Annotated in this window: 13 protein-coding genes and 1 tRNA gene; 4 read left to right on the plus strand and 10 right to left on the minus strand. The window is 65.6% G+C overall.

The window, feature by feature from the left end; translation table 11 throughout:
• Window positions 1-137 precede the first annotated feature (137 nt).
• From rlmH to NA2_RS11395, 9 genes are all read right to left on the minus strand, one after another.
• Window positions 138-620, minus strand: a complete 483-nt coding sequence (gene rlmH, locus NA2_RS11350; protein WP_040677545.1) for a 23S rRNA (pseudouridine(1915)-N(3))-methyltransferase RlmH — start codon at window positions 618-620, stop codon at window positions 138-140.
• 57 nt (window positions 621-677) lie between these two features.
• Window positions 678-1052: a ribosome silencing factor gene (gene rsfS, locus NA2_RS11355; RefSeq protein ID WP_008596999.1), complete on the minus strand. Its 375-nt coding sequence runs from the start codon at window positions 1050-1052 to the stop codon at window positions 678-680.
• 161 nt (window positions 1053-1213) lie between these two features.
• Entirely contained in the window at window positions 1214-1807 is a 594-nt protein-coding gene (locus tag NA2_RS11360; protein WP_040677546.1) for a nicotinate-nucleotide adenylyltransferase, read from the minus strand.
• A gap of 50 nt (window positions 1808-1857) precedes the next feature.
• Window positions 1858-3147, minus strand: coding sequence for a glutamate-5-semialdehyde dehydrogenase (locus NA2_RS11365; protein ID WP_040677548.1), 1290 nt, complete (start codon window positions 3145-3147; stop codon window positions 1858-1860).
• A complete protein-coding gene (gene proB / locus NA2_RS11370) occupies window positions 3148-4302 on the minus strand; it encodes a glutamate 5-kinase (protein ID WP_008597003.1) in 1155 nt (384 codons plus the stop codon). It lies immediately after the preceding gene.
• 6 nt (window positions 4303-4308) lie between these two features.
• Window positions 4309-5346 carry a GTPase ObgE gene (gene obgE / locus NA2_RS11375; protein WP_008597005.1) on the minus strand — a complete coding sequence of 346 codons (1038 nt, stop codon included), beginning with the start codon at window positions 5344-5346 and terminating at the stop codon, window positions 4309-4311.
• Between the two features lie 246 nt (window positions 5347-5592).
• A complete protein-coding gene (locus NA2_RS11385) occupies window positions 5593-6180 on the minus strand; it encodes a GNAT family N-acetyltransferase (protein ID WP_008597007.1) in 588 nt (195 codons plus the stop codon).
• Window positions 6181-6301: 121 nt separating this feature from the next.
• Window positions 6302-6571, minus strand: coding sequence for a 50S ribosomal protein L27 (gene rpmA / locus NA2_RS11390; RefSeq protein WP_008597008.1), 270 nt, complete (start codon window positions 6569-6571; stop codon window positions 6302-6304).
• A 142-nt stretch (window positions 6572-6713) separates the two neighbouring features.
• Window positions 6714-7367: a 50S ribosomal protein L21 gene (locus NA2_RS11395; RefSeq protein ID WP_008597010.1), complete on the minus strand. Its 654-nt coding sequence runs from the start codon at window positions 7365-7367 to the stop codon at window positions 6714-6716.
• A gap of 263 nt (window positions 7368-7630) precedes the next feature.
• On the opposite strand from NA2_RS11395, the gene NA2_RS11400 reads away from it, so the two are divergent.
• The 4 genes from NA2_RS11400 to NA2_RS21265 all read left to right on the plus strand — a co-directional run bounded on the left by NA2_RS11400 (window position 7631) and on the right by NA2_RS21265 (window position 10128).
• Window positions 7631-7720 (plus strand) — tRNA-Ser (locus NA2_RS11400).
• A gap of 198 nt (window positions 7721-7918) precedes the next feature.
• A complete protein-coding gene (locus tag NA2_RS11405; protein ID WP_008597011.1) occupies window positions 7919-8731 on the plus strand; it encodes an APH(3')-I family aminoglycoside O-phosphotransferase in 813 nt (270 codons plus the stop codon).
• Between the two features lie 228 nt (window positions 8732-8959).
• On the plus strand, window positions 8960-9583 hold the full coding sequence (locus tag NA2_RS11410) for a lipase chaperone (RefSeq protein ID WP_008597012.1): 624 nt from the start codon (window positions 8960-8962) through the stop codon (window positions 9581-9583).
• Window positions 9580-10128, plus strand: a complete 549-nt coding sequence (locus NA2_RS21265; RefSeq protein WP_008597014.1) for a hypothetical protein — start codon at window positions 9580-9582, stop codon at window positions 10126-10128. The genes NA2_RS11410 and NA2_RS21265 overlap by 4 nt, the downstream gene beginning before the upstream one ends.
• Window positions 10129-10688: 560 nt before the next feature.
• On the opposite strand, the gene NA2_RS11420 is transcribed toward NA2_RS21265, so the two are convergent.
• Window positions 10689-11996, minus strand: a complete 1308-nt coding sequence (locus NA2_RS11420; protein ID WP_008597015.1) for a hypothetical protein — start codon at window positions 11994-11996, stop codon at window positions 10689-10691.
• Window positions 11997-12090: the final 94 nt, after the last annotated feature.

Consider the following 12090-nt stretch of genomic DNA (forward strand, 5'->3'; position numbering starts at 1 on the left):
GTGCCGGGGCTTCAGGTTCGCCGTCGCGCGCGATCCTGGACCGGTTCATCGTTTCAGAAAAACGCTGTCCCGTTCCAACATCCTGTTTCTCCGCCTTCATGCGGACATCAGGTGATACCACCCGACTGCAAAACGTTCTAGGCGCGGTGATAGGGGTGTCCGGACAAGATCGTCGCGGCCCGGTAAAGCTGCTCGGCGAGCATCACGCGCACGAGCTGATGCGGCCAGGTCTGCGCGCCGAGGGCGATGGTGCGTTCGGCGGCCTTGCGGAAGGCCGGGTCGTGACCGTCGGGACCGCCGATGACGAGGGTCAGATGGCGGCGCCCCTGGTCGCGCAGATCCGCCAGCTCCCGGCTGAAATCCTCCGATGTGAGGTTGCGGCCGCGCTCGTCGAGAAGAAAAAGGGCGGCGCCCTCCGCCTGCATGTCGGCGATCCTGCGGCTCTCCTCGCGGCGGCGTTCATCGGCGCTCCTGGCGCGGCTTTCGGCGATCTCGCCGACACCGGAGAACTCAAACCCGATCGGCGGCCCGCTCTTTGCGAAGCGGTCGAGATAACGGTCCGCCAAATCCCTCTCGGGGCCGGCTTTCATACGGCCCACGGCGCAAATTCCGATACGCATTCCAGCCTCTCTGCCCCCGCAGGCGGAGCGGTTCAGGCGTGTCCGACCGCTGGCCGGTCAGTGAACCGTTTCATCCTCCAGGTCGGGGGCCTGCCACATCTTCTCGATGTTGTAGAACTCCCTGACCTCGGGGCGGAAGACATGGACGATGATATCGCCCGAATCGATCAGCACCCAGTCGGCCCCCGAAAGCCCTTCGACGCGCGCCGCGCCGAGACCGGCCTCCTTGAGCGCGCGGATCAGGTGGTCGGCGACCGCCGCGACATGGCGATGCGACCTGCCCGACGCCACGATCATGTGGTCGGCAAGGGGGGACTTACCCTGGATGTCGATGGAGACAATGTTTTCCGCCTTGGAGTCTTCGAGACTCGCGATGGCTGTTTCAACGGCTTGGGAAACCAAGTTCTTGCTGGTTCCCGCCGGCGAAGGCATCACGGAAGCCTTCTTCGTCAGTGCTGTTCTCAGCGTCTTTCCTTTCCAATAAGAACAAGCTCACCACGCGGCCGATGCCGCACAGTACTTGATAGATAGGCAGAGTCTCCTAACAGTTTCAAGACACCAGCCCATCACATGTTTGAACCGGTCCGTTTCCTTCAGGCGCCTCCGGCCGCCGCCTTGCGGATTGCGGTCGACGAGAGGGATGAGCGCGGCCCGTGGATGAAGGTCCAGGCGGGCGGCCTGCGGCGTGCCAGAACCGGCGCGTCATCCTCGTCGATGCGGGCGTGATCGAAGGTCTTGGCCATGGTCGAGGACAGGAAGGCCAGCGTGTCGCCCGGCCGGTCGATGACGGCGATGGGAATCGACCGGGCGATCTCCCGCCAGCGCTCCCAGCGGTGGAAGTCGCGCAGGCTGTCGGCGCCCATGATCCAGACGAAATTCACCCCGGGGTTACGGCTCTGCACCAGATCGATCGTGTCGGCGGTGTAGCGGATGCGGTGTCCGGCCTCGAAGGCCGTGACCTTGATGCGGGGGTCCCCGGCGCAGCGCCGCGACAGGTCCACGCGGGTCGAGAGCGGCAGCAGCTCGCGCGTGCTCTTCAGGGGATTGCCGGGTGTCACGATCCACCAGAGCTGGTCCAGCCGGAGACGCCGCAGGGCGATCTCGGCCACCAGCGCATGGCCGGCATGGGGCGGGTTGAACGAACCGCCGAACAGGCCGACCGCCATGCCCTTCTCCGCATGCGGCATACGCAGATAGCGGGCGGGCAGGTCGGCGGGGGGCGTGGAGGGGTGGGGCATCAAACCGGGCGGATCTGGCCTGTGCCGCGGACGCGATACTTGAACGAGGTGAGCTGCTCGACCCCGACCGGACCGCGCGCATGCATCTTGCCGGTGGCGATGCCGATCTCCGCGCCCATGCCGAATTCGCCGCCGTCGGCGAACTGCGTCGAGGCGTTGTGCAGCAGGATGGCCGAATCGATCTCGTTGAAGAAGCGCTCCACCGCCGCCGCATCCTCGGCGACGATCGCCTCCGTGTGATGCGACGACCATGTGCCGATGTGATCGATCGCCCCGCCGATGCCGTCGACCAGCTTCACCGAGATGATGGCGTCGAGATATTCGGTGCGCCAGTCCTCCTCGGTGGCGGGCAGGGCGGCCGGGAACCGGGTGCGGACCTCCGCGTCGCCGCGGATCTCGCAACCGGCCTCGGACAGCGCCTGGAGCACGGGGACGAGCAACTGGTCGGCCGCGGCGCGGTCTACCAGCAGCGTCTCCGCCGCGCCGCAGATGCCGGTGCGGCGCATCTTGGCGTTGACGGCGATGGAGAGCGCCATGCCGCTTTCGGCCGAACGGTCGAGATAGAGGTGGCAGATGCCCTCGAGATGGGCAAAGACCGGCACCCGCGCGTCGTTTTGGACGCGCTCGACGAGGCTGCGGCCGCCGCGCGGCACGATCACGTCGATGTTGCCGCCGAGGCCCTTCAGCATCTCGCCCACGGCGGCGCGGTCGGTGACCGGCACGCGCTGGATGGCGTCTGCGGGCAGGCCGGCCTTCTCCAGCCCCTCGACCAGGCAGGCGTGAATGGCCGCCGAGGAATGGGCCGAATCCGAGCCGCCGCGCAGGATGACGGCATTGCCGGCCTTGAGGCAGAGCGCGCCGGCGTCGGCGGTGACGTTGGGCCGGCTCTCATAGATGACGCCGATGACGCCGAGCGGCGTGCGAACGCGCTCGATGCGCAGCCCGTTGGGCCGGTCCCATTCGGCGATGACGCTGCCCACGGGGTCCTCGAGGGATGCGATGGCGCGGATCCCGTCGGCCATCGCGGCGATGCGGGACGGATCGAGCTTCAGCCGGTCGAGAAGCGCGGCCGAGAGGCCGGCGGCCTCGCCGTTCGCCATGTCCGTCGCATTGGCGGCAAGGATCGCATCCCGGTTGCGCTCCAGCGCGGACGCCATTTCGCCGAGCGCGGCGTTCTTCCGCGCCGGGGTGGCTATGGACAACGGCCCCGCGGCGGCGCGCGCGCGCGTGCCCAGATCGTTCATCAGCGCTGCGATGTCCCCGCCGTCCTGCCGGTTGGCCATCAGCATCTATCCCTCCGTCCTCTCCGCCTGGGCCTGCCGGACGCGCGGCGTCAGCACCAGATCGTCACGATGCACCATCGCGGCGCGCGCCTCGTAGCCCAGCACCCCGGCGATGTCGCCGGTCTTCAGCCCGGCAATCCTTACGGCATCCGCCGCATCATAGGCAATCAGCCCGCGTGCCGCCTCGCGGCCGTCCGGCCCGAGAACCGCCACCGTGTCGCCACGGGCGAAACTGCCGGCGACCCGCGTCACGCCTGCCGGTAGCAGCGATTTTCCGGATGCCAGCGCCCGCACGGCGCCGTCATCGACGTGAATGGTACCGGCCGGCTCCAGCTGGCCGGCGATCCAGGTCTTGTAGGCGCGCACCGGCGTCTTGCTCGGCAGGAACAGGGTGGAGCACGCGCCCTCGTCGATGGCGGAGAGCGGGTTGAGCCGGGTTCCCGACGCGATGATCATCGCGGTGCCGGCCGCCGTGGCGATCCGCCCGGCATCCAGCTTCGTGCGCATGCCGCCGCGCGACAGTTCGGAAGCGGCGGCCCCCGCCATCGCGTCGATCTCCGGGGTGATCGCCTCGACCAGCGGGATGTGCCGCGCGTCGGGATTGCCGGCGGGCGGAGCCGTGTAAAGCCCGTCGATGTCGGACAGGAGCACCAGGAGGTCGGCGCCGAGCATGGTGGCGACGCGGGCGGCGAGCCGGTCGTTGTCGCCATAGCGGATCTCGCTGGTGGCGACGGTGTCGTTCTCGTTGATCACCGGAACCACATCCATCTTCAGAAGGGTGGAGATGGTGGCGCGCACATTCAGGTAGCGGCGGCGTTCTTCCGTGTCGCCCAGCGTCACCAGCACCTGGCCGGACTTGAGGCCGCGCTTGCGCAGCTCTTCGTCCCAAGCCCCGGCCAGCGCGATCTGGCCGACCGACGCCGCGGCCTGGCTCTCCTCGAGGCGCAGGGTGCGTCGCTCGATGCCCAGAATGGTACGGCCGAGCGCGATGGCGCCGGACGACACGACCAGCACCTCCACGCCGCCGGCGCGCAGCGCGGCGATGTCGTCGGCCAGCGCCGCAAGCCAGGCGCGCTTCAGGCCCGTCTTGCGGTCGACCAGGAGCGCCGAGCCGATTTTCACCGTGATGCGGCGGTGTGCCGGGAGCAGGGGACGGGTCATGACGGGTTACTTCTGCCAACGCTCGTCGGGAGTGTCATCGGCCTGTTCCTCGCGGCGGTCGTCCTCGATGATCCGCATCAGGGCCCGCAGCACCTGCTGCACGCCTTCGCCGGTGGCCGACGAAAGCAGGAGCGGTACGCGGCCGGCCGCCTTGGCCAGGGCTGCCTGTTTCTCGGCGCGGGTCTCCTCGTCGAGAAGATCGGCCTGGCTGAGCGCCAGGACCTCTGCCTTCTCCTCCAGCCCGTGGCCATAGGCGGCGAGTTCGGCGCGCACGGTCTCGTAGGCGACGGCCGGGTCGTCCTCGCGCGCCGAGACCAGATGCAGCAGCACCCGCGTGCGCTCGACATGGCCAAGGAACCGGTCGCCGATGCCGACGCCCAGATGCGCGCCCTCGATGAGGCCCGGAATGTCGGCCATGACGAATTCGCGGGCATCGACCCGCACGACCCCGAGATTGGGATGCAGCGTGGTGAAGGGGTAGTCGGCGATCTTCGGCTTGGCCGCCGTCACCGCTGCCAGGAATGTCGACTTGCCGGCATTGGGCAGGCCGACCACGCCGGCGTCGGCGATCAGCTTCAGGCGCAGCCAGATCCAGGCTTCCTCGCCCTCGAGGCCGGGATTGGCACGGCGCGGCGCGCGGTTGGTCGAGGATTTGAAATGCTGGTTGCCGAAGCCGCCATTCCCGCCGGTGGCGAGCCGGAAACGCTGGCCCACTTCGGTCAGGTCGCAGATCAGCGTCTCGTTGTCCTCCTCGAAGACCTGCGTGCCGACCGGCACTTTCAGCACCTTGTCGCCGCCCTTGGCGCCGGTGCGGGTGCGGCCCATGCCGTGATTGCCGGTCTCCGCCTTGAAATGCTGCTGGTAGCGGTAGTCGATCAGCGTGTTCAGGCCGTCGACCGCCTCCACCCAGACATCGCCGCCGCGCCCGCCGTCGCCGCCATCCGGCCCGCCGAACTCGATGAACTTCTCACGGCGGAACGAGACCGAGCCGGCCCCGCCGTCGCCGGAGCGGATATAGACCTTGGCCTGATCGAGAAATTTCATCGGTTTGCCCGTCTTTCATGTCCTGCGGCACCACCGCGCCGGGTGTTTTCCCGATCGCGGAATGCTCCAGCGCCATCGTCTACAGCATCGCGCGCGGAAGTGCGAGAGCGGGCCGCAAGGCGCGGCCCGCTTCTTCCAAAGCGTATCGCGATCTTTCGGATTCGCCGGACACGCTTCAGGTCCTTGCCTTGTCCCATGCCGTCGTCCCGAAACCGGCTCCACTTTCGGGCGACATGCTCGATCGTTTCAGGCGCCCCAGCTGCGCAGGCTGACCCAGGTCTTGCGGTCGAGCTGGTAGCGCTCCACCGGCACCCTGCCGGCGGCCAGCGAATCCGTCATGCCCTGGCCGGCATACTGGAAGCCGCATTTGTGGATGACGCGCCGCGAGGCGGTGTTGGTGACGCGGCAGGAGGCGTTGAGGCGCTCGATGTCGGTGGCGCGGAAGGCCAGGTCGACCAGGGCATGGGCCGCCTCCGTGGCGTAGCCGCGGCCCCAGTAGGGTTCGCCGATCCAGTAGCCCATTTCGAGGCCGCGGGCGCGCGTGTCCATTCCCGCACAGCCGATGAAGGCGCCGCTTCCGGCGAGCGTGATGGCATAGGTGCAGCCGTCCATGACGCCCGTGCGCACACGGGTGAGAAAGGCATCCGCATCGCTGAGGCGATAGGGGTGCGGCATCCGTCCCAGCATCTCGGCCAGACGCCGGTTGTTGGCAAGCTCGACCAGCTCCGTCACGTCATCCTCGCGGGGGGTGCGCAGCACCAGACGCTCGGTGACCAGGACGGGGCAGTCGATCCTTATACTCTCACTCTCAACCTCTTCACTTTCAGCAACCATCTTCTTTCCTCCGGACAAAATAAAAGGGGAGACGGCAACCCATCTCCCCTTTCGAACCTTTTCCGGACTGTCCAGACACCGGTCCCCGAGATGGGTCGCCGGTGTTGGTGAAGCGGACCGGCTACTCCGCTGCTTCCGTAATCGGGTTTACCGACACGTAGGTTCGGCCATTGGCTTTTTTAGCAAAGGACACGGCGCCCTGCTCGAGAGCGAAAAGCGTATGGTCCTTGCCCATGCCGACGTTGACGCCGGGATGCCACTTCGTGCCGCGTTGACGGATGATGATGTTGCCGGCCAGCACCTTCTCGCCGCCGAATTTCTTCACGCCAAGGCGTTTGGATTCTGAATCGCGACCGTTGCGCGACGAACCACCAGCTTTTTTGTGTGCCATCGTGTTACTCCTTCGCGCCCGGAAGAGCGCCTGTATTCCTAATGCGCTGTCGCGCGTTCGTTTTCAACCCGCTTTCGCGGCTCATCTCGTACCTTGGGCAATTCCGGGCGGGAACCATGGTCCCGCCTTTCTTGGGATTGCCTTACTTCGCCAGTTCCTTGGCCTGCTCGCGCCAGTCGGTGATCTGGTCGGCGCTGAACGGCATGGCCTCGTCGATCCTGGCGATGTCCTTGTCCGTGAGCTTCGCCACCTGGGCGAAGGTGGTGATGCCTTGCTCGGCGAGCTGGCCGGCGGCCACGGGACCGATGCCCTTGATCTTGGTCAGATCGTCGGGCTCGCCCTTCGGCGCGGTGAACAGCGGCGCTGCGGCTGCCGGGGCGTCGGCCTTGGCTTCCGCCTTCTTCGGCGCGGCTTCCTTCTTGGCGGGCTTCTCGTCCGCCTTCGCTGCCGGCTTGGCCGCGGCCTTCTTCGAAGGCTTGGCGCCGCCCGTCAGGATCTCGGAGATGCGCACCGTAGTCAGAAGCTGGCGATGGCCGCGCTTGCGGCGCGAATTCTGCCGGCGACGCTTCTTGAACGCGATGACCTTCTTGCCGCGGCCCTGCTCGACGACTTCGGCGGCCACGCTGGCGCCATCGACGAGCGGCGCGCCAAAGGTCACGTCCGCGCCCACGCCGACGGCGAGGACGTCTGCAAACTGGATGATGTCGCCGGGTTCGCCAGCGACGAGCTCGACCTGGAGCAGGTCGTCGGCGGCGACGCGGTACTGCTTGCCACCGGTTTTGATGACTGCGAACATCTTTTTAGCCTTTCAGTGTCCGGTCCGGCTTTGGCGCGCGCCGAAGGGCGGCCTGCCGTCTTTTTGTCAGTCTTTGCGGGTTAATGTACGAACGGCACGAAGACTTTCCCATGCCGCAAGTCGCGTGTGCATAATGGAAGGAGCGGCGAAGGTCAAGACATGCGGGAAACCGGGGCGAACATTGCCGCAGATTGGCCCTTGTAACGGAGGCCTTCACCGGCTATCTAGTGCGCCGCGCCGGCAACGGCCTGCCAGCATCTCGCGGAGAGGTGGCTGAGTGGTTGAAAGCACCGCACTCGAAATGCGGCATACTCGCAAGGGTATCGGGGGTTCGAATCCCTCCCTCTCCGCCAAGCGCCGCCGACTGCCTTCCATAACGCGATAATGTCGCCGATCACCGCATTACACCAAGTGGCGTGGCAGACCGCCACTTCTACGCTGAAGCCCGGTATATCTTGGGCGCCCCATGGCGGCTTGCGACCCCATTGCGGCCGTTTAGTGTGACGGTATTGTCTGCTAAAAGCAGCCTGAGTGTCAGAGGAATTTGAGCAGTGACGGGCGACCCAAAAGAGGTCTACGAGGTGGCGCCGATGCCGGCAGGATTATCGGAAGAGCTTACCGGATATGCGTGGGCGCGAAACACGATCGGTCAGGCCGGCGGCACAGTTTACCGGCTCCATGGCAAGCCTGGCGCACCCGATCTCTTCCTCAAGCACGGCCGTAATACCGTCGCCAATGACCTTGTGGACGAGATGGTCAGATTGCGTTGGTTAGCCGACCATGTCCCCGTACCGATTGTTACGCATTTCGTCAGCACTTCCGACGAAGCTTGGCTTCTCATGACGGCCTTGCCGGGGGAAACCGCCTATCAGGCCATCGAGGCGCATCCGGCCAATAGAGTGGCCATTGTCGATGCGCTGGCAGAGTTTCTTCGGACGCTACATACAATCCCGATTAGCAGTTGCCCCTTCACCAGCAATCATGCCCATAGGCTCGGCTTGGCGCGAAAACGGATCGACGCTGGTCTGGTCGACGAAGATGACTTCGATGACGATCGAGACGGTTGGACGGCTGAACAGGTTTGGCAGGAGATGCAGAAAAATCTGCCGCTCGCGCCCGATCCAGTCGTCACACATGGCGACTTCTCGCTCGACAATCTACTCATCTTGGACGGTAGGGTGACCGGCTGTGTCGATGCAGGACGTGTTGGTATCGCGGACCGCTACCAGGATTTAGCGATACTCTGGAACGGTCTTGGAGAATTCGGGGAACCGCTACAGGAGCGGTTTCTCACCCGGTACGGCATTTCTGAAATGGACCGAGGAAAATTGCTTTTTCATTTGCTGTTGGACGAACTGTTCTAGAATCGGATGGCAGCTATGCCGTCGAACGATACTTAAGCTGCCAGTCCCCTTCCCACCCCATTGGAGCCATTTGCTCGCGCCTCATTCCAGAGGGCTATAGCGTAAACGTAGCTCGCCGTTTCATCGGCTGCAGCCCGCCATAGCTGTTTCGCTCTCCTGAAATTGTCATAAAACAATGCCCCGGTCTTCCAAAACGGGAAATCGCACGCCACGAAACCAGAAGTAGTTGTGCAGCATCCGGGCATCGGTTTCTATGCGCAGATGGTTCGCCATTCACTGCAGTCGACCGTTCATCGAATCTGGGTCCGCATACTCGCCGCGATCGGCATCGCTGCCGCCATCAGCGTTGCCTGGTGGATGAAGGTGGAGGCTGCGCGCGTGCCGGATGCCCCGCCGGAGATCGCCTTTGGCGCGCCCGTCAGCACGGGTCGAGCGGTCTTCACGCCGCGGAAGCTCACCATCGAGACGGCGGCGCCGTCGGCAATGGCCGGCTCGCAGGGCGGCCGGAAAATCGTTCTCGCGGGGCAGCTCGAGAACGTGACGGGCATAAGCCAGGTCGGGGCATTCGGCCCGCCGGACAGGCTGCCCGCGCTCTCCTCGGGCGGCTTGGATTTTCCGCCGCCGCAAATCTATCTGGTCCGTGACGGAGAGCTGCTGGGGCAGATCGAACCGCGCATACGCGTGGATGTCGCCATCGTCTGGGACATTCCGGACACTTGGCGCGAACAGGAGGTGACTGTCGCGTTCAGCGCGCAGCAGTTCAAGCTGAAGGACAATCTTTATGCCAAGGCAAGCTGGCTGTCGTTCCGTCCGTCCGGCATCCTGAGCGCACGGCCGGAGCGCGGCGCATGAGCCATGCCGGCAATCTGGTGGTCTTCGTGCTCGGCGGTGCGATGCTCGGCACGATGATGAACACGCTGCCCGGCTACGACGCCAGCCTCCAGCCCTTCGTCGTGCACGCTGACGAAAACGGGTTCGGACAGGGACGGTCGTTCACGGCTGAGCTGCGCGGCTTCCGGTCGAGCGACGCGATCTCCTATACCAGGTACGGCAAGGATATCGTCCGAGACACTTCGGCCATCTTTCTGGTCGCCGAGCTTTCGATCTCGGCGCGACGGGGCTCGCAGCAGGTCGAGGCGATCTGGCTCGGCGCGACAGGCCGGCAATACAAGGAGTCCACCCGTCTCGACGGCGCTCCCCGCATTCTCGCCTCGGCACGCTTCGAACCGCTGCTGAACGGTCGGTCCCTCGCCGTGTTCGAGCTGCCCGAAGACGAGATCGTCGGCGGTCGGCTTGTGCTGATGGCGCGCGGCAGCGCGGTCCTGGACAGCGCGGTGCACTTTGCCGAGCCCACGACCCTCCCGGAAAGACAGGCCATGCTGAGGCTGGAACCATGAGGCGGGCACGTTGGCTCGGGGCAACGCTCTTGCTGTTCGTCGCCACGCTCGGCCTGAAGGGATGGCCGGATTTCAGGGATCTCGCCCATCAGCGGGAATGGGACGTCACCAGCGCCGATGGTGCCGAGGGAGCACTGGCGGGGGTGCGCGTCGGCGTGCGGGAAGCGCGCGCGGCGGTCGTCGACAGCCAGCCGGATCGTGCGCTCCTTCACGTGCGTCTCGATCTTCAGGGCGCGCCCGAAGCCGCGAACTCATGGATAGACTGCCGCGCCAGCCTGCAAGGGGCAGGTGGCGAGACCTGGCTGCCTCTCCAGGATTATTCGATACGTGGCGCGATCAGGATTCTGGCGCCGGACGGGAAGGACAACGGCAATTGCAGTCCGGGAGCGGTCTCGGAAGCCGGCCCGGCGACGTTCGACCAGATCTATCGCATTCCGGCGTCGGCGCTCGACGATCTGACCCTGCGGGTTTCGGGATACGGAACGCGGCCCTCCGCGCTCGCCTTCGAGATCGAACCGACGGTGCGTGTCTTCAGATCGCAATTATCGCCGGCGCGCCGATCAACTCTGCGGCGCCGGCTCGGGTGCGGTCGCCTGCTGCTGCTGGGCGCGTCCGGCCAGTTCCAGCCCTGCCGCAAGAATGCAGAACTGAACGATCACCACGATCAGCCCATTCTGCGGCTGGCCCGGAACGCCGAACAGGATGTTCAAGGGGGCTTCCAGGAGCCGCCACACCAGCTGATCCTGCGGGCCGAGAATCCTTGTCGCGCCTATCCAGGCCCATCGCCCGAGCCAGTCGGCAAGACGCCAGAGCACGATGACGGAAACCGTCAGCGCCGCGCCGGCCGATGCCGCCAGCATCACCCCGTTGGCGACCGCATGCCACCGCTTTATCGTTCCGCCCCAGAAATATCCGATGAAGTCGGTGAGGGGCTTCGGCAGGCTGGTCCAGCGGTTCAGCACCCGGCCGGTCATTCGTTCGGTCGCGCTGGTCATCATGTTCAGGTCGTGGCCGTAGATGATCGCGCCGAGATTGAACCAGATCAGGGGCAGGGCCGAATACCAGAACAGCGACTTCAGCCACGGCCAAAGCTGGAATTCGGCTGGCCAGTCCACCGGGCGCACCTCCGGGCTGATCACTTCCGCACCGGCTGCGGGGACCAATGACCGGAAGATGTCCTGCGGTGACGGGAAGCGCGCAAGCCATTCGACGAACTGGCCCTGCCAGCCCGAGATCAGGTAAAGGCCAAGCAGGACCCAGGTCGCCTCGCAGGCCACGATGAACAGCGGCCAAAGACGACCGCCGGTCTTCCTGTGCCGTTCCTTCGCTGCCCGGCGCAGCACCCATATGACGAGGACCGCCACGCCAATCCACAGGGAGCTCTCGACCTCCAGCGCCGTGGGGCCGCTGTCGTCGGGGTTCACAAAGTCGATCCGGCTCAGCTGCGCATCGAGGAAAAGTTTCGAATAGTCGCGCAACGTGTTCGAAAGGAAGCCCCAGCCCGCGTAGTAGCCGTAGAAGGGGATGAGAACGGCAAGCAGCGCGCCGGCAAAGAAACCGCGGTCTCGGGTCTCGGGCTCTGTCGTTTCAGCCTTGATGTGTTGGCGCCGTCGCCGCAACAGCGGCAGTCCGTCGCGCAGGACGATGAACATCCCCGCGAAAACGATAAGCTGCAGCAATATGATGGGCGCGAGCGCGATCAGGCCGGCAAAACGGCTCAGGAACCCGATCTCGACTGCGCCGCGCAGCAGCAGGATGTGGAGAAGGTAGCTGCCCATCCAGATGGCGCTCAGCGGGGCACCGAGCCGCACGAGAAGGTTCGCGCTCAAGCGGATGTGAGCGCCGACGATGGAAAAGCTCTCGGGCATGTGCGGTCACGGGCCTCTGGAGAATCGCTGCTTCGTTGCCGAGCCCCCACCCGTCACGGCCCCAATCTAGAGCATCGGGGCGGAAAGTGGAATC

This window comes from Nitratireductor pacificus pht-3B (assembly GCF_000300335.1).
Classification (GTDB): Bacteria; Pseudomonadota; Alphaproteobacteria; order Rhizobiales; family Rhizobiaceae; genus Nitratireductor; species Nitratireductor pacificus.